The organism is Aeromonas sp. FDAARGOS 1417 (assembly GCF_019046985.1).
In the GTDB taxonomy this organism is placed as follows: Bacteria; Pseudomonadota; Gammaproteobacteria; order Enterobacterales; family Aeromonadaceae; genus Aeromonas; species Aeromonas veronii.
The window spans coordinates 3,805,001-3,822,384 of the sequence record NZ_CP077221.1 but is presented as its reverse complement, the minus strand read 5'-3'; the positions used below and the strand labels follow the sequence as shown (position 1 = coordinate 3,822,384).

At 58.9% G+C, this 17,384-nt stretch carries 13 protein-coding genes, 2 rRNA genes and 1 riboswitch (1 of these 16 cut by a window edge); of the genes, 8 read left to right on the top strand and 7 right to left on the bottom strand.

Annotation, left to right across the window (positions count from 1 at the left end; translation table 11 throughout):
- Positions 1-243 precede the first annotated feature (243 nt).
- The 5 genes from leuA (at position 244) to I6L47_RS17655 (ending at position 5,978) form a co-directional block, all read left to right on the top strand.
- On the top strand, positions 244-1,806 hold the full coding sequence (gene leuA, locus I6L47_RS17675; RefSeq protein ID WP_139399027.1) for a 2-isopropylmalate synthase: 1,563 nt from the start codon (positions 244-246) through the stop codon (positions 1,804-1,806).
- Positions 1,803-2,888: a 3-isopropylmalate dehydrogenase gene (gene leuB / locus I6L47_RS17670; protein ID WP_216947986.1), complete on the top strand. Its 1,086-nt coding sequence runs from the start codon at positions 1,803-1,805 to the stop codon at positions 2,886-2,888. Before leuA ends, leuB begins: the two co-directional genes overlap by 4 nt.
- Positions 2,889-2,921: 33 nt before the next feature.
- Positions 2,922-4,319, top strand: coding sequence for a 3-isopropylmalate dehydratase large subunit (gene leuC / locus I6L47_RS17665; protein ID WP_216947985.1), 1,398 nt, complete (start codon positions 2,922-2,924; stop codon positions 4,317-4,319).
- Between the two features lie 12 nt (positions 4,320-4,331).
- The gene (gene leuD, locus I6L47_RS17660) at positions 4,332-4,931 is read left to right on the top strand and encodes a 3-isopropylmalate dehydratase small subunit (protein WP_216947984.1); all 600 of its coding nucleotides are present in this window, start codon (positions 4,332-4,334) and stop codon (positions 4,929-4,931) included.
- 117 nt (positions 4,932-5,048) lie between these two features.
- Positions 5,049-5,978 (top strand): transglutaminase domain-containing protein, encoded by a 930-nt coding sequence (locus I6L47_RS17655; protein ID WP_216949382.1) that lies wholly within the window; start codon positions 5,049-5,051, stop codon positions 5,976-5,978.
- Positions 5,979-6,008: 30 nt separating this feature from the next.
- Here the strand turns inward: I6L47_RS17655 and I6L47_RS17650 are convergent, their stop codons facing one another.
- The gene (locus I6L47_RS17650; protein WP_005339160.1) at positions 6,009-6,299 is read right to left on the bottom strand and encodes a PilZ domain-containing protein; all 291 of its coding nucleotides are present in this window, start codon (positions 6,297-6,299) and stop codon (positions 6,009-6,011) included.
- Positions 6,300-6,388: 89 nt separating this feature from the next.
- Positions 6,389-6,479, top strand: a riboswitch (TPP riboswitch).
- A gap of 60 nt (positions 6,480-6,539) precedes the next feature.
- Between I6L47_RS17650 and thiB the strand changes: the two genes are divergently transcribed.
- The 3 genes from thiB to thiQ are packed head-to-tail and all read left to right on the top strand — an operon-like array spanning position 6,540 to position 9,818.
- A complete protein-coding gene (thiB, locus tag I6L47_RS17645; protein WP_216947983.1) occupies positions 6,540-7,520 on the top strand; it encodes a thiamine ABC transporter substrate binding subunit in 981 nt (326 codons plus the stop codon).
- Complete coding sequence (thiP, locus tag I6L47_RS17640; RefSeq protein WP_216947982.1) at positions 7,517-9,136, top strand: thiamine/thiamine pyrophosphate ABC transporter permease; 1,620 nt, start codon at positions 7,517-7,519, stop codon at positions 9,134-9,136. Before thiB ends, thiP begins: the two co-directional genes overlap by 4 nt.
- Complete coding sequence (gene thiQ, locus I6L47_RS17635) at positions 9,123-9,818, top strand: thiamine ABC transporter ATP-binding protein (protein ID WP_216947981.1); 696 nt, start codon at positions 9,123-9,125, stop codon at positions 9,816-9,818. Before thiP ends, thiQ begins: the two co-directional genes overlap by 14 nt.
- An 82-nt stretch (positions 9,819-9,900) precedes the next feature.
- On the opposite strand, the gene I6L47_RS17630 is transcribed toward thiQ, so the two are convergent.
- The 6 genes from I6L47_RS17630 to I6L47_RS17605 form a co-directional block, all read right to left on the bottom strand.
- Positions 9,901-11,271: a PhoH family protein gene (locus tag I6L47_RS17630; RefSeq protein ID WP_005339173.1), complete on the bottom strand. Its 1,371-nt coding sequence runs from the start codon at positions 11,269-11,271 to the stop codon at positions 9,901-9,903.
- 220 nt (positions 11,272-11,491) lie between these two features.
- On the bottom strand, positions 11,492-12,175 hold the full coding sequence (locus I6L47_RS17625; protein ID WP_216947980.1) for an NrdJb: 684 nt from the start codon (positions 12,173-12,175) through the stop codon (positions 11,492-11,494).
- Between the two features lie 10 nt (positions 12,176-12,185).
- The gene (locus I6L47_RS17620) at positions 12,186-14,333 is read right to left on the bottom strand and encodes an adenosylcobalamin-dependent ribonucleoside-diphosphate reductase (protein ID WP_216947979.1); all 2,148 of its coding nucleotides are present in this window, start codon (positions 14,331-14,333) and stop codon (positions 12,186-12,188) included.
- A gap of 211 nt (positions 14,334-14,544) precedes the next feature.
- The gene (locus tag I6L47_RS17615) at positions 14,545-14,997 is read right to left on the bottom strand and encodes a pullulanase (protein ID WP_216947978.1); all 453 of its coding nucleotides are present in this window, start codon (positions 14,995-14,997) and stop codon (positions 14,545-14,547) included.
- A gap of 283 nt (positions 14,998-15,280) precedes the next feature.
- Positions 15,281-15,395: ribosomal RNA gene (rrf, locus tag I6L47_RS17610) — 5S ribosomal RNA — on the bottom strand.
- Between the two features lie 120 nt (positions 15,396-15,515).
- Positions 15,516-17,384, bottom strand: a 23S ribosomal RNA gene (locus I6L47_RS17605) (it continues 1,021 nt past the right edge of the window).

The following is a 17,384-nucleotide window of genomic DNA, read 5'->3' as shown; positions in this document are numbered from 1 at the left end:
TTCCGTGTTGACACAGCATAAAAATCTCGATATTGGTAAAAGCGTTATCGACTGGAAGGAATAACAACGTCATGCGTATTGCCACCCCGCTACTACTAATCTCCCTAATCGCGTTAACTCGCGCGGGATCCTTGTAGCCGGGCTAAGGCATAGCCGGAATTTACAAAAACCCGTGCACCCTGCACGGGTTTTTTTATGCCGCCGCAGGATGCACGTTACCGAACTTAGGAAGAGGGAAGTCACATGTCAGATCGGGTCATCATATTCGACACCACCTTGCGTGATGGTGAGCAGGCCCTGGCGGCCAGTTTGACAGTCAAGGAGAAGCTGCAGATAGCCCAGGCGCTGGAGCGGCTCGGTGTCGACGTCATGGAGGTGGGCTTCCCGGTCTCTTCTCCCGGCGATTTTCAATCGGTGCAAACCATAGCCCGCCACATCAAGAACAGCCGGGTCTGCGCCCTCGCCCGCGCCCTGCCAAAAGATATCGATGCCGCCGGTGAAGCCTTGCGGGTCGCCGAGGCGTTTCGCATCCACACCTTTATCTCCACCTCCTCCATCCATGTGGAGAGCAAGCTGAAAAAGAGCTTCGAGGATGTGCTGGAAATGGGGGTCGGCGCCATCAAGCACGCCCTGCGCTACACCGATGATGTGGAGTTCTCCTGCGAGGATGCGGGCCGCACGCCGATCGATAATCTCTGCCGCATGGTGGAGGCCGCCATCAAGGCTGGCGCCCGCACCATCAATATCCCGGATACCGTGGGCTACACGGTGCCGACCGAGTTCTCCGGCATCATCCACACCCTGTTCAACCGGGTCCCCAATATCGACAAGGCGATCATCTCGGTCCACTGCCACGACGATCTGGGGCTCTCGGTGGCCAACTCCATCGGCGCGGTGCAGATGGGGGCCCGCCAGATCGAGTGCACCATCAACGGCATCGGCGAACGGGCGGGCAACTGCTCGCTGGAAGAGGTGGCGATGATCCTCAAAACCCGCGCCGACCTGCTCGGGGTGCAAACCAATATCCGTCACAACGAAATTCATCGCACCAGCACCCTCGTCAGCCAGCTGTGCAATATGCCGGTGCAGCCCAACAAGGCGATCGTCGGGGCCAACGCCTTCTCCCACAGCTCCGGCATCCATCAGGATGGGGTGCTCAAGGCGAAAAATACCTACGAAATCATCACTCCCGAGAGCATCGGCCTGACCCAGAACAACCTCAACATGACCTCCCGCTCCGGCCGCCACGTTATCAAGCACCGGATGGAGTCCATGGGCTACGCCGAGAGCAGCTACGACCTCGACCACCTCTACGGCAAGTTCCTGACCCTTGCCGACAAGAAGGGGCAGGTGTTCGACTACGACCTCGAAGCACTGGCCTTCTTCAGCCAGATCCACGAGGAGCCGGAACACTTCAAGCTGGAGTATCTCGGAGTGCAGAGTGGCAGCTCGGTGCTGGCCACCGCCTCGGTCAAACTGAAGGTGGGTCAGGATCTGATCTGTGAAGCGGCCACCGGCAATGGCCCGGTGGATGCGGTCTACCAGTGCATCAACCGCATCACCGGCTATGAGATCCGCATCGATAAATATGCTCTCAAGAGCAAGGGCGAAGGGGAAGATGCCCTCGGTCAGGTCGATATCGTCGCCGAGTACAAGGGGCGCAAATTCCACGGCATGGGTCTGGCCACCGACATCATCGAATCCTCGGCCCACGCCCTGCTCCATGTGATCAACAGCATCTGGCGCGCCGATCAGGTCGCCGAACAGATGGAACGAAATAACACTATCAAGACGGAGACAGTATGAGCAGTTATCGGATCGCAGTATTGCCGGGTGACGGCATTGGCCCTGAAGTGATGGCCGAGGCCATCAAGGTGCTGGAGAAGGTGCAGGCCAGGTTCGGCCTCGCCTTCGAGTATGATCGCCATGACGTGGGCGGTATCGCCATCGACAACCACGGCACCCCGCTGCCGCAAAGCACCATCAAAGGCTGTGAAGTGGCCGATGCCGTGCTGTTTGGCTCGGTGGGCGGCCCGAAATGGGAACATCTGCCCCCTAACGATCAGCCTGAGCGTGGCGCACTGCTGCCCCTGCGCGCCCACTTCAAGCTGTTCTGCAACCTGCGTCCGGCCCGTATCTATACCGGTTTAGAGCAGTTCTCACCCCTGCGTGCCGACATCTCCGATCGCGGATTTGACATCGCCTGTGTGCGCGAGCTGACCGGTGGCATCTACTTCGGCCAGCCCAAGGGGCGCGAGGGAGAAGGGGCGAACGAGAAGGCGTTCGATACCGAGGTGTACCACCGCTTCGAGATTGAGCGCATCGCCAAGATAGCGTTCGAATCGGCTCGCGTGCGCCGTGGCAAGGTCACCTCCATCGACAAGGCCAACGTGCTCGCCTCCTCCATTCTGTGGCGCGAGGTGGTGACGCAAGTCGCCAAGTCCTATCCGGATGTGGCGCTGAGCCATATGTATATCGACAACGCCACCATGCAGCTCATCAAGGATCCGTCCCAGTTCGACGTGCTGCTCTGCTCCAATCTGTTCGGTGACATCCTCTCCGACGAGTGCGCCATGATCACCGGTTCCATGGGGCTGCTCCCCTCCGCCAGCCTCAACGAATCGGGTTTCGGCCTGTTCGAACCGGCCGGTGGTTCGGCCCCGGATATCGCCGGCAAAGGGATTGCCAACCCCATCGCCCAGATCCTCTCCGCCGCCCTGATGCTGCGCTACAGCTTAGGGATGGAAGCTGCCGCCCAGGCCATTGAGCAGGCCGTGGCCCAGACCCTGGCCGAGGGTTACTTCACCGCCGACCTGCATCAGGCCAGCGCCCGCCATCCGGTGCAGAGCACGTCCGAGATGGGTAGCCTGATCGCCGCCCGGATCTGAGCCGCATAACAGACAACAAGGAAGAGAGAAGCAATGGCCAAGACCCTCTATCAGAAAGTATTCGACGCCCACGTGGTACGGGAAGTGGAAGGGGAGACCCCCCTCATCTACATCGACCGCCATCTGGTGCATGAAGTGACCAGCCCGCAGGCATTCGACGGCCTGCGCGCCATGAATCGCCAGCTGCGCCGCCCGGATCTGACCTGGGCCACCATGGATCACAACGTATCCACCACCACCAAGGACATCGCCGCCTCCGGCGAGATGGCCCGCATCCAGATGGAGACGCTGGCCGACAACTGCAAAGAGTTCGGGGTTCGCCTCTACGATCTCAACCACAAATATCAGGGGATCGTCCATGTGATGGGCCCCGAGCTCGGCATTACCCTGCCCGGCACCACCATCGTCTGCGGCGACTCCCACACCGCAACCCACGGCGCCTTCGGCTCGCTGGCGTTCGGCATCGGCACTTCCGAAGTGGAACATGTGATGGCGACCCAGACCCTGAAACAGGGCCGCGCCAAGACCATGCGCATTTCGGTCAACGGCAAGCTGGCCGAGGGGATCAGTGCCAAGGACGTTGTGCTGGCCATCATAGGCCGGGTCGGCCATGCCGGTGGTACCGGCTACGTGGTGGAGTTTGCTGGCGAGGCCATTGCGAGCCTCTCCATGGAAGGGCGGATGACGGTGTGCAACATGGCCATCGAGCTGGGCGCCAAGGCCGGCATGATAGCCCCCGACCAGACCACCATCGACTACATCCGCGGCAAGGAGTTCGCCCCCAAGGGCGAGGCGCTGGAGCAGGCCATCGCCTACTGGCAGAGCCTCAAGAGCGATGAAGGTGCCCGTTTCGATGCCGAAGTGGTGCTGGACGCCGCCGATATCGCCCCACAGGTCACCTGGGGTACCAACCCGGGGCAGGTGATTGCCGTTAATGAACCCATTCCGGCGCCGGAATCCTTCAGCGATCTGATGGAGCAGCAGTCAGCCCGCAAGGCGCTCGCCTACATGGACTTGCAACCGGGTCAGAAGCTCTCCGACGTTGCCATCGACAAAGTATTTATCGGGTCGTGCACCAACAGCCGCATTGAGGATCTGCGCGCCGCCGCCGCCATCGCTCGCGGTCGCAAGGTTGCCGCTGGCGTGCAGGCGCTGGTGGTGCCGGGTTCCGAGCAGGTGAAGGCGCAGGCCGAAGCCGAGGGGCTGGACAAGATCTTCATCGAGGCCGGTTTTGAGTGGCGCCTGCCGGGGTGCTCCATGTGTCTGGCGATGAACAACGACCGGCTGCAACCGGGAGAGCGCTGCGCCTCCACCAGCAACCGCAACTTCGAAGGGCGTCAGGGCCGCGCCGGCCGCACCCATCTGGTCAGCCCGGCCATGGCCGCCGCCGCCGCCGTCACCGGCCGCTTCGCCGACATTCGCGTACTGTAAGAGGACATTACGATGACAGGATTCAAACAGCATAAAGGGATCGTCGTCCCCCTCGACAGCGCCAACGTCGACACCGACGCCATCATTCCCAAACAGTTTTTGCAGAAGGTCAACCGCATTGGTTTCGGCAAGCACCTGTTCCACGACTGGCGCTTCCTCGACGATGCCGGCCAGCAGCCCAACCCCGAGTTTGTACTGAACCAGCCGCAATTCGCCGGTGCCAGCATTCTGCTGGCCCGCGAGAACTTCGGCTGCGGGTCTAGTCGCGAGCACGCCCCCTGGGCGCTGGCCGACTACGGCTTCAAGACCATCATTGCCCCGAGCTTTGCCGACATTTTCTACGGCAACGCCATCAACAATGGCATGGTGCCGGTGCGCCTGAATGAGGAGGAGGTCGATGCCCTGTTCCAGCTGGTGGCCGACAAACCGGGCATCGAGATCGAGGTGGATCTGGAAGCCAATCAGGTGCGAGCAGGTAGCCTCAGCTTCGGTTTCGAGATCGACGAATTCCGCCGTTACTGCCTGCTCAACGGCTTGGATGCCATCGGCCTGACCCTGCAACACGAAGCCGCCATCAGCGCCTTCGAGGCGAAGCAGCCGAGCTGGATTTAACGCGCCAGTTGCAAAAAAACGAGTAGAATCAAAAGGGAGCTTCGGCTCCCTGTTTTACTGTCCGCGACGCTTCCCACTTTGGGCCACCGGAACTGGCCCGTGCCACAGGAAAGGATGATGAAGAGACCGACGGCAATCCCTCTGCTCTGTGCCCTGCTGCTTGCCCTGCCTGCGGGGGCCAGCCAAACCAGCTTCAACAACAGCCTCGGCCAGATCAGCGTCGGCTGGCAGGATAGCGAAGGTAAACCCCAACAGCTCACCTACCGACTCGAACAGGGCAAGTTGCCGCCTCTCATCGCCTATCGCCCGGCCAGAATGCAGGAGGAGGTGTTGCAGGTGTTGCTGCGGGAGGTGCGCCAGAACTACCCCGAGGTGCAGTTCACCCTCGCCCGTCCCTCGCTGGAGCTGCATCTGAAAAGCCGCAATCAGGACAAGGCGCGCGAGGCGATGGCCTTTCTGCAGTCCAAGCGGAGCAAAGAGGAGCAGGCGTGGCTGACCAAACACTACTTCCAGTACTTCAACACCCCGGACGGGCAGCTGGCGGTGAAGCAGGATCATGTGCGCATCGCGCTGGAGAGTCGCAGCGGGCTGGCTCCACTGGCGGATCAACTCAAGCAGCAAGGCAGTACCGAAACGGAAGCGCGCCAGAAGACCGTGGCCCACATGCTCACCTTTATCCAGAGCATCCCCTATCAGCAGATCGACAGCCTGAACGGAAGGCAGGGCAAGGGCTTTCTCCCGCCCCGTCAGGTGCTGGAGCAGAACCGGGGTGATTGCGACAGCAAGGTAACCCTAATGGCTGCCATGCTGGCCCAGCTCTTTCCCGAGCTGAAACAGGCCATGGTGTTCGTCCCCGGCCATGCCCTGCTGGCCGTTGACCTGCCCGCCAAGCCGGGGGATGTGACCCTCAACTGGCAAGGGCAGAACTACCTGCTGCTCGAACCTACCGGCCCCGCCACCTGGCCTGCGGGCCAAATAGCATCGACCAGCAAAACGCTGGTCGATAGCAAGCAGTTGAGTGTGCAGCCGGTTCAGGAGAAAGGTTAATCCCCTCCCTCTGCCGATGGGGAGAGAGGATTAACCTTGAGGCAGAAACTCTACCGCCAGCAACAACCCGCTCTCCTCCTCCAGCACCCGGATAATACGGGCATGGGCTTCAAAGGGAGGTAACAGGTTGTTGTTGGTGGCAAGACTGATCCGGATGGGTTGATTGATGTCGAGCTGGTGTTCAGAGACCGCAATCCCCATGCCGTTGGCACTGAGATCCCGGCAGATCCCCTCCAGCACCAGCTGCTGCTGATAGACGGTGACCGGAGCATTGATGACCATGCGCGCAAAGGCACGCCTTTCCTTGGTATTGGTAAGCACGCGAACATCCTCTGTTGGGTGGGCGTCATCTCATGGGTATTGCACAATTGTGCTGGTCTACCCAAAAGAACGTTAATACAATGCGGTTCGTTTCTCAAACGGGGTGCGGTTTACCGCTGAGATTATACCCGTGTACCTGATCCAGATAATGCTGGCGGAGGAATTTGAGGCATGGCGCTCATTTTTTGCGCCCTCACCCGCTGGCACCTCGTTATTAACAAGCAATAGGGAGTGCCACCCATGAAGACCCTGCTGCTGGTCACCACCGGCCTGCTGTCGGCCAATGTGTTCGCCGCCGACACCCTCACCGTCTACACCTACAGCTCCTTCACTGCCGAGTGGGGTCCGGGGCCCAAGATCAAACAGGCCTTCGAGAAAGAGTGCGACTGCACCCTCAATCTGGTTCCCCTCGAAGATGGGGTCGCCATCCTCAACCGGCTGCGGCTGGAGGGCAACCACAGTAAGGCCGATCTGGTGCTGGGGCTTGACGATGCCCTCATCAGCGAAGCCAAACAGAGCGGCCTGTTCGCCCCCCATCCCGCCAAGCTGGATGGCATCAAGGTGCCGGGTGGCTGGCAGGATGACACCTTCGTCCCCTACGACTACGGCTACTTCGCCTTCGTCTATGACAAAGACAAACTCAAGCAGCCGCCCAAGAGCCTGAAAGAGCTGGTGGAGCGTCCCGACCTCAAGGTGATCTATCAGGATCCCCGCACCTCCACCCCGGGGCAGGGGCTGATGCTGTGGATGAAGTCTGTCTACGGCGACAAGGCGCCTGCCGCCTGGGGCGAGCTTGCCAAAAAGACGGTCACCGTCACCAAGGGGTGGTCAGAGGCCTATGGCATGTTCCTCGATGGCGAAGCGGACATGGTGCTCTCCTACACCACCTCTCCGGCCTATCACCTGATTGCCGAGAACAAGCCCCAGTATCAGGCTGCCGCCTTCGAAGAGGGTCACTACCGTCAGGTAGAAGTGGCTGCCAAGCTGAAGAGCGCCAAACAGGAGAAGCTGGCTGACCAGTTCCTGCAATTTATGGTGAGCCCCGCCTTCCAGAACGAGATCCCGACCGGCAACTGGATGTATCCCGTTATCGACACACCGCTGCCCAAGGGCTTCGAGCAGATGATCACCGTAGCCAAGCCGCTCGCCTTCAGCAGCGATGAGGTGGCCGCCAATCGCAAAGGGTGGATCCGCGAGTGGCTGCAAGCCGTCACCCAGTGAGCCGTCATCTGAAACCACAGGCTCGTTCCCTCTGGTGGTTGCCGGGAAGTGCTGCCACCCTGTTGATCCTGCTGTTATCCCTCGGGCCGCTTGCGGCCCTGCTGTGGCAGGCCGGTTCGCTGGCCCCCCGCACTCTGCTCGCAGATCCTTATCTACGTCATGTACTGGGCTTCAGTCTGGGGCAGGCACTGCTCTCCACCCTGCTGAGCCTGGGGCTGGCCATTCCGGTGGCCCGCGCGCTGGCACGGCGGCGCTTCCTTGGCCGCACCCTGCTGATCAAGTTGTTTGGCCTCTCACTGGTACTGCCGGTCATCATCGCCATCTTCGGCATAGTAGCGGTACACGGCAAACAGGGGTGGCTGCCGCAACTGTTGCGCTCACTGGGGCTGGATCCCGGCAACTATCTCTACGGCCTGTTCGGTATCCTGCTGGCCCACGTCTTCTTCAATATGCCGCTGGCAGCACGCCTGATGTTGCAGAGCATAGAGAGCATCCCCGAATCGAGCTGGCGCCTCGCCAGCCAGCTCGGCATGCGCTCATCCCACATCTTCCGGCTGCTGGAGTGGCCGCTTATTCGCGGCATATTGCCTGGGCTGGCCAGCCTCATCTTTATGCTCTGCTTCACCAGCTTCACCACCGTACTGGCGCTGGGGGGCGGGCCCAAATCGACCACCCTGGAGGTGGCTGTCTATCAGGCGCTGCGCTTTGACTTCGATCTCGCCACCGCGGGCGGATTGGCGCTGGTGCAGCTCATCCTGACCGCCGCCCTGCTCGCCCTGCAGCACAAGCTGCAGAGCACCCCGGCCAGCAGGGTGGCCCCCCGTCGCCCCTGTCTGCGGCCGGACCGTCATCAGCCGGGCACGGCAGTGGTGGACCTGCTCTCGCTCGGTATCGGGCTCGCCATCTTTCTGCCACCGTTGCTTGCCATCGTAGTGGCAGGCCTTCAACCCGGCCTGCTGACAGCGCTCACCTCCAGCAAGCTGTGGCAGGCGAGCGGCCAGTCGCTGCTGATTGCGCTGGCGGCGGGCACCCTGGCGACCCTGCTTGGCAGCGGCCTGCTACTCACCAGCCGTCACCTCAAGGTGCGCACTCGCCAGCGACGGGCTGCCGCCCTGTGGGAGGCCAGCGGTTCGATGATCCTGATGATCCCGGCGGTGGTGCTCTCCACCGGTCTCTTCATCCTGTTTATGCCCTTTGCCGATGTATTCGCACTCGGCCCCTGGCTGGTGGTGCTGGTCAACGCCCTGATGGCGCTACCCTACGTGCTGCGCACCCTCTCCGCCCCCATGCAGCTGGTGGTGCGTCAGTATGACCGGCTGGCGGATAGCCTGGGGGTACGTGGCCTGCATCGCCTGCGACTGGTGGAGTGGCCGCTGCTGCGCCGCCCGCTGGCACTGGCGATGGCGCTGTCGATGATCCTCTCATTGGGGGATCTTGGCGCCATCGCCATGTTTGGCAGTCAGGAGCTTACCACCCTGCCCTGGCTGCTCTACCAGCAGCTTGGCAGCTATCGATTGACCGAGGCAGCCGCCACCGCCCTGCTGCTGCTGACACTCTGTTTCTCCCTGTTCTGGCTGGTGGAACGGGGGCTTGGAGGAAAACATGCTGAACATTGATACGCTTGCGACCAGCTACCCGGACTGGCGCGTCAGCTTCAGCGCGACCCTGCCCCAGGGAGAGATCACCGCACTGATCGGCCCAAGCGGCGCGGGCAAGTCGACCCTGCTCGGGATGATCGCAGGCTTCGTGCAGGTGGAATCAGGCCGTCTCAGCTTCGATGGTGAAGATCTGCTGCCACTGGGCCCCGCCGAGCGACCGGTCACCACCCTGTTTCAGGATCACAACCTGTTCCTCCACTTGTCGGTGTTCGACAACATCGCTATCGGCCTACACCCGGGTCTACGCCTGAGTGCCGCCCAGCGGGCACAGGTGATCGATGCAGCCGAGCGGGTTGGTCTTGGCGAGATGCTAAACCGTCTGCCTGAGCAGCTCTCCGGCGGCCAGCAGCAGCGAGTCGGGCTGGCTCGCGCGCTGGTGCGCGGCAAACCGCTGCTGCTGCTGGATGAGCCCTTCTCTGCCCTCGATCCCGCCCTGCGCCGGGAGATGCTGGCGGAAGTGGCGAGGCTAGCCTGCGAACAGGGTATTACCGTACTGATGGTCTCCCACAATCCGGAAGATGCCCAGCTGATTGCCGATCAGGTGCTGTTTGTCGACGAGGGGCGCATCGCCCTGCAAGGCAAGCCGGATATTCTGCAAAACAGCAACCACCCGGGGCTGCTGCGCTACCTTGGACAGTGACCCAAGGACACTGAACTGGTGACGGGATCAAAAAAGGGAAGCCAAGTGGCTTCCCTTTTTCATATGAAGATAGTCAGCTAAATCAGAGGTTTTCCTCGGCAAAGGATGCCAATCTGCTACGCACCACGCCATTGAGGAAGATGTTGGCACTGCCGTCAAAATCCTTGAAACGCTCGACGATGTAGGTGAGACCCGAGGTCACCGGGCTCAGATAGTTGGAGTCGATCTGGGCCAGGTTACCGGAGCAGACGATCTTGGTGCCCTCGCCGCAGCGGGTGATGATGGTCTTGATCTGGGAAGCGGTCAGGTTCTGGCACTCATCCAGCAGTACGAAGGTGTTCTGGATGCTGCGCCCACGCATGAAGTTGACCGATTTGAACTGGATGTTGGCCTTCTCCATGATGTAGCTGAGCGAGCCGCTCATGTTCTCGTCCTGCTTGTGCAGCACCTCCAGGGTGTCAGTCACCGCCGCCAGCCAGGGCATCATCTTCTCCTCTTCGGTGCCGGGCAGGAAGCCGATGCTCTCAGCAATTTCCGGGGTATTCCGGGTGACGATCACCTTCTCGTAAATGCCCTTCTCAATCACCAACTCCAGCGCAGCAGCCATGGCCAGCAAGGTTTTGCCGCAACCCGCCGGGCCGGTCAGGATCACCAGATCGATGTGCGGATCGAGCAGGGCATCCAACGCCATCCCCTGATAGACATTCTTGGGATGCACACCCCACGCCTTGCGGGACATCAGCCGCTCGCGGCCCAGATCCTTGATGCGGATCTTGCTGCCATCGTGGCTGAGTACCCGGGCGGCGAAGAAATTCTCTTCATCCACCAGATACTGGTTTACGTGAACCCCTTCCAGCAGATTGGCATCGATCACATGGATGGTGTCGCGGCCATGGGTCTCGCTCTCGCACTCGCCAACCCGCTCCCAAAAGCTGCCGGGCACAACCTGAAAGCCTTTAGCCAGCAGGCGGATATCGTCGATCAGCTGGTCGCTACGGTAATCTTCAACGTGAGCAAGCCCGGCCCCCTTGGCCTTGAGGCGCATGTTGATGTCTTTGGTGACCAGTACCACCTGACGCTTCAACTCGTGCTTTTGCAGATAGAGGGCCGCGTTGATGATGCGGTTGTCGGCCTCCTTGTCGGTAAACACCTCGGCATCCTGCGGCAGATGGTGATCGCTGAAGATGCAGATATTGCCGCTCGCTTCGCCAGCCAGCGGAACGCCCTGGGTGATCTGATCCGGGGTTGCATCGCGGAACACATCTTCCAGCGCACGAATGGCCACCCGCGCGTCGCGGCTGACATCCTTGTTGCGATCCTTGATGTTATCGAGCTCTTCCAGCACCGTCATGGGGATGAGCACGTCGTGCTCTTTGAAGGAGTAGATAGCGAGGGGTTCGTGAAGCAGAACGTTGGTATCCAGGATAAACAGCTTTCGGTCCGTATTGTCCATAAGCATCCTCCTTGGCACTGAAGGGCCACGTGTGTGAATCTCAGATGTCATTGAAACCACACGGCCGTGACAGTTTTATTACCCTCAACGCTACGCCCGATTTTACTATCGCGCAACAAATCACTTGGCCGCCTGATTTGATTGAGCATAAAAACAGCAACAAAAAGACCGGCACTGTGGCCGGTCTTTTTTCTATCGTTCAACTACTTGGGCATGTCTGTCAGCCGCACTTGGAGTCGCCACAGTTGAGGCAGGTCATGCAGCCATCCTTCAGCACCAGCGCCTTGGTGTGGCACTTGTAGCAGAGCACGGCATTGGCCGGAAAACCACTGCTCGCCTGCTGCTCTTCAGCCTCCTGAGCGGCTTTCAACTCGGCCTGCTTCTCGGCCAGGAACGCCTGCTGATGCTCGTCCAACCCCGGCGCCTTGAGCATGCCTATCTCGGTGAGATGGCTCTCGATCACGTTGCCAATTTCGGCGATCAGCGACGGCACATACTTGCCCTTGTTCCAGTAGCCGCCCTTGGGATCGAATACGGAACGCAGCTCCTCCACCAGGAAGGTGACATCCCCACCCTTGCGGAATACCGCCGAGATGATGCGGGTCAGCGCCACGATCCACTGGTAGTGCTCCAGGCTCTTGGAGTTGATGAAGATCTCGAATGGACGGCGGGTTTCGTGCACCGTGCCCTCGTTGAGAATGATGTCGTTGATGGTGATGAACAGCGAGTGCTCGGAGACATGCTCCGGCGTCTTCAGCTTGTAGGTGGTGCCCATCAGCCGCTCCGGGCGCAGCACGGTTTCGTGCATGTGCACCACGTCATCCTGCGCAGAGAGATCTTCTTGCGGCTCATCCTTGGTTCGCACCTTGTAGGCGACGATTTTCTTGTCGATCTTCTTGACCATAATGTCGTTCTCAGAATTTACCGTAATAGCCTTCTTTCAAGGCGTCGTAGAGGTTAGCGGCAGTGTGCAGCTCACCATCGTATTCAATCTCTTCGTTCCCCTTGACTGAGACGACGGAGCCATCCTCCAGAGTGAAATCGTACAGGGTGTTCTCCAGATCCTTCTCCTTCACCAGCACGCCCTGGAAGGCCTCCGGATTGAAGCGGAAAGTGGTGCAGCCCTTGAGCCCAGAATCCGAGGCATACATGTAGATGTCCTTGAACTGCTCGAACGGGAAATCGGTCGGCACGTTGGCGGTCTTGGAGATGGAGGAGTCAATCCAGCGCTGAGCCGCCGCCTGAATGTCCACGTGCTGGGCCGGGCTGATGTCATCGGCAGTAATGAAATAGTCCGGCAGACGGCTCGCCTCATCATCGGCATAGGGCATGGCGGCCGGATTCACCAGCTCGCGGTAGGCCAGCAGCTCGAAGGAGTAGACATCGACGCTCTCCTTGCTCTTCTTGCCCGGCTTGATAACGTTGCGGCTGTAGTGGTGGGCAAAGCTCGGCTCGATGCCGTTGCTGGCGTTGTTGGCCAGTGACAGCGAGATGGTGCCGGTGGGCGCAATACTGCTGTGATGTGTGAAACGCCCACCCACTTCCGCCAGCTCGGCGACCAGCGCAGGATCCACCTCGGCAACCTGCTGCATGTAACGGCTGTAGCGTGCGTGCAGCACCTTGCCCTTCACCTTGTCGCCCACCTTGATGCCATCAGCCGCCATTTCCGGGCGCAGACGCAGCATCTTGCCGGTCACTTCGAACTCCTGCTCCATGATGGGGGCTGGGCCCTTCTCCTTGGCAAGACGCAGGGACTCCTGCCAGCCGGTCATCGCCAGCTCCTGGGATACCTGCTCGGTAAAGGCTACGGATGCCGCAGAGCCGTACTTGATCTGCAGCATGGTGAGGGTCGAACCAAGACCCAGGAAACCCATGCCATGCCGGCGCTTGGCTGTGATCTCCTCGCGCTGTTTGGCCAGTGGCAGTTGGTTGATCTCCACCACGTTGTCGAGCATGCGAGTAAAGATGGCCACCACCTTGCGAAACGCCTGCCAATCGAATGCCGCGTTTTCAGTAAAAGGGTCGCGCACAAACTTGGTCAGATTGACCGAGCCCAGCAGACAGGCACCGTAGGGCGGCAACGGCTGCTCACCACAGGGGTTGGTCGCGCGGATCTCTTCACAGAACCAGTTGTTGTTCATCTGATTGACCTTGTCGATCAGGATGAAACCGGGCTCTGCATAGTCATAGGTGGAGGTCATGATGACATTCCACAGCTTGCGGGCTGGCAGGGTCTTGTAGACCTTGCAGGCGACCTGCCCCAACTCGTTGAATACAACCCCTTCCCTGTTGGGCCAGTCGGCCCAGAGCACCTGAGCGGGATCGTCCAGCGCAATGCCATCCTGCTCCACCTCTTTGGCGGTGTAGGGGAAGATCAGCGACCAGGGCGCATCCTCTTTCACCGCTTTGACGAAATCTTCGGTGATCAGCAGGGAGAGGTTGAACTGACGCAGGCGTCCATCTTCACGCTTGGCCTGAATAAACTCGATCACATCGGGGTGGCGGATATCCATGGTGCCCATCTGGGCGCCGCGACGACCACCGGCTGACGAGACGGTGAAACACATCTTGTCGTAGATATCCATGAAGGAGAGTGGGCCGGAGGTGTAGGCACCGGCACCGGAGACAAAGGCACCGCGCGGGCGCAGGGTCGAGAAGTCATAGCCGATGCCGCAACCGGCTTTCAGGGTCAGGCCGGCCTCATGCACCTTGCCGAGGATATCGTCCATCGAATCTTCAATAGTGCCGGAGACAGTGCAGTTGATGGTTGAAGTGGCAGGCTTGTGCTCAAAAGCCCCGGCGTTGGAGGTGATGCGGCCCGCCGGAATGGCCCCATTGCGCAGCGCCCACAGGAACGGCTCATACCAGGCCTCCGGTTCCAGCTCCTGCTCTGCCAACGCACGGGCTACCCGCTGGTAAGTCTCATCGATAGAGCTGTCGATGGGAGTGCCATCCTTGCTCTTGAGGCGATACTTGCTATCCCAGATCTCGAGGGACGTTTCCTGCATGGGGATAAGGCGGGAGCCAAGCTCACTCTCCAGCACCGGGTTCGATTTAGCCATTTTCAATCAACCTTATGTGAATGCATCAACATCATGACAACAGCAGAAAACACAACCAATGGTGCCATCTAAAATTAATGGCACAACATATAGTACACCTGATGCCATGAGGGCGCCGATTCTAACCTAAAAAAATGCCCCGGCCAGCAGATTTCTGGGCCAGGGCACTTAACTGATTAATTTGCTAAGAGATTTAACACTCAGAGATAGATCAGGGCTTCTTGACGTAAACAGTCGGCGTTTCACCCGCCATATTCAGATAGAACTCATAAACGCCATCGGCATCCGGTGAGAACTTCATGTCCTCATACTTGGAGCAGGGGTTGACCGGCACCGCCTCACCACCCAATACTGCAACACCATCACTCGGGCTCTTGTAGCCAAAGTTGGTACCGCAGCTCCAGCCTGAATCAGCAAACTTGAACTTGTAGGGGGACCACTCTTTCTTGAGGGTGCCTTTGGCCATATAGAGCTTGTCGGCCACCTTGACTACCTTGCTTTCATCAGTCGCCATCCAGTCGTTCATCTCCCCGCGCAGGTAGATGGACTTGCCACCGAAGTCGCTGTTGTCTGCCCCCGCCTGCTCTGCACCACCATTGGATGCGCAACCGCCTAATACCAGGGTTCCCGCCGCCAGCATCATCGTTACTGTTCTTTTGAACATGGGTCTATTCCTTAAATTATTGTGATTCCTTGGTCCATCCATGTGGACTGAAGAATTAAACCAGAGCAGGCATCACAAGAAAGGTAGAGGCATCACATTCTGTGCTTTTTATATCCAACACATTGAACTAGTGAGGAAATATCGAACAGAAAAGGGGCCTTTTTGGGGCTTTAGAAGGGTAATCAATGAATGACAAGAAGGGTAAAGTCTAATAATCCGGCGACGTGCTGAATTGCAGGCAATAAAAAACCCCGCTCGATGAGCGGGGTTTCTTGTATTGGGTGCCTGGCAGTGTCCTACTCTCGCATGGCGAATGCCACACTACCATCGGCGCTACCGCGTTTCACTTCTGAGTTCGGCATGGGATCAGGTGGTTCCACGGCGCTATGGCCGCCAGGCAAATTCTTAATCTAGAAAGCTGACGTGAGTAGTGATGTTGCGCTTGGCTTGTCACTATCACTGAATTTGAGTAGTTCGTTCTATTTGCTACAAGCCTTAGAACACTTCTTGGGTGTTGTATGGTTAAGCCTCACGGGTAATTAGTATGGGTTAGCTCAACACGTCGCCGCGCTTACACACCCCACCTATCAACGTTGTGGTCTCCAACGGCCCTTTAGGACCCTCAAGGGGTCAGGGATGACTCATCTCAGGGCTCGCTTCCCGCTTAGATGCTTTCAGCGGTTATCGATTCCGAACTTAGCTACCGGGCAGTGCCACTGGCGTGACAACCCGAACACCAGAGGTTCGTTCACTCCGGTCCTCTCGTACTAGGAGCAACTCCCTTCAATCATCCAACGCCCACGGCAGATAGGGACCGAACTGTCTCACGACGTTCTGAACCCAGCTCGCGTACCACTTTAAATGGCGAACAGCCATACCCTTGGGACCGACTTCAGCCCCAGGATGTGATGAGCCGACATCGAGGTGCCAAACACCGCCGTCGATATGAACTCTTGGGCGGTATCAGCCTGTTATCCCCGGAGTACCTTTTATCCGTTGAGCGATGGCCCTTCCATTCAGAACCACCGGATCACTATGACCTACTTTCGTACCTGCTCGACCTGTCCGTCTCGCAGTTAAGCTGGCTTATGCCATTGCACTAACCTCCTGATGTCCGACCAGGATTAGCCAACCTTCGTGCTCCTCCGTTACTCTTTGGGAGGAGACCGCCCCAGTCAAACTACCCACCAGGCACTGTCCGCGAGCCCGATTCAGGGCCCTGCGTTAGAACATCAAACATACAAGGGTGGTATTTCAAGGACGGCTCCAGCGCAACTGGCGTCACGCCTTCAAAGCCTCCCACCTATCCTACACATGTAGGTTCAATGTTCAGTGCCAAGCTGTAGTAAAGGTTCACGGGGTCTTTCCGTCTAGCCGCGGGTACACCGCATCTTCACGGCGAATTCGATTTCACTGAGTCTCGGGTGGAGACAGCATGGCCATGGTTACACCATTCGTGCAGGTCGGAACTTACCCGACAAGGAATTTCGCTACCTTAGGACCGTTATAGTTACGGCCGCCGTTTACCGGGGCTTCGATCAAGAGCTTCGCTTGCGCTAACCCCATCAATTAACCTTCCGGCACCGGGCAGGTGTCACACCCTATACGTCCACTTTCGTGTTTGCAGAGTGCTGTGTTTTTGATAAACAGTCCCAGCCATCTGGTCACTGCGACTCCCAACTGCTCCATCCGCGAGGGACTTCACTGTCAAGAGCGAACCTTCTCCCGAAGTTACGGTTCTATTTTGCCTAGTTCCTTCACCCGAGTTCTCTCAAGCGCCTTGGTATTCTCTACCCGACCACCTGTGTCGGTTTGGGGTACGATGACTTGTAATCTGAAGCTTAGAGGCTTTTCCTGGAAGCAGGGCATCAATGGCTTCCACACCGTAGTGTGTTCGTCTCGTGTCTCAGTGTTGTGTCTCCGGATTTGCCTAGAAACACCACCTACGCACTTTCACCAGGACAACCGTCGCCTGGCCCACCTAGCCTTCTCCGTCCCCCCATCGCAATTACAAGTCGTGCAGGAATATTAACCTGCTTCCCATCGACTACGCCTTTCGGCCTCGCCTTAGGGGTCGACTCACCCTGCCCCGATTAACGTTGGACAGGAACCCTTGGTCTTCCGGCGAGGAGGCTTTTCACCCCCTTTATCGTTACTTACGTCAGCATTCGCACTTCTGATATCTCCAGCATACCTCTCGATACACCTTCGCAGACTTACAGAACGCTCCCCTACCACTCACACATAAGTGTGAATCCGCGGCTTCGGTGCCTGGTTTGAGCCCCGTTACATCTTCCGCGCAGGCCGACTCGACTAGTGAGCTATTACGCTTTCTTTAAATGATGGCTGCTTCTAAGCCAACATCCTAGCTGTCTGAGCCTTCCCAC

Coding starts and splice junctions, on each gene's coding strand:
- leuA (WP_139399027.1), top strand. CDS start 244: ATGTCAGATCGGGTCATCATATTCGACACCACCTTGCGTGATGGTGAG.
- leuB (WP_216947986.1), top strand. CDS start 1,803: ATGAGCAGTTATCGGATCGCAGTATTGCCGGGTGACGGCATTGGCCCT.
- leuC (WP_216947985.1), top strand. CDS start 2,922: ATGGCCAAGACCCTCTATCAGAAAGTATTCGACGCCCACGTGGTACGG.
- leuD (WP_216947984.1), top strand. CDS start 4,332: ATGACAGGATTCAAACAGCATAAAGGGATCGTCGTCCCCCTCGACAGC.
- I6L47_RS17655 (WP_216949382.1), top strand. CDS start 5,049: ATGAAGAGACCGACGGCAATCCCTCTGCTCTGTGCCCTGCTGCTTGCC.
- thiB (WP_216947983.1), top strand. CDS start 6,540: ATGAAGACCCTGCTGCTGGTCACCACCGGCCTGCTGTCGGCCAATGTG.
- thiQ (WP_216947981.1), top strand. CDS start 9,123: ATGCTGAACATTGATACGCTTGCGACCAGCTACCCGGACTGGCGCGTC.
- I6L47_RS17630 (WP_005339173.1), bottom strand. CDS start 11,271: ATGGACAATACGGACCGAAAGCTGTTTATCCTGGATACCAACGTTCTG.
- I6L47_RS17625 (WP_216947980.1), bottom strand. CDS start 12,175: ATGGTCAAGAAGATCGACAAGAAAATCGTCGCCTACAAGGTGCGAACC.
- I6L47_RS17620 (WP_216947979.1), bottom strand. CDS start 14,333: ATGGCTAAATCGAACCCGGTGCTGGAGAGTGAGCTTGGCTCCCGCCTT.
- I6L47_RS17615 (WP_216947978.1), bottom strand. CDS start 14,997: ATGTTCAAAAGAACAGTAACGATGATGCTGGCGGCGGGAACCCTGGTA.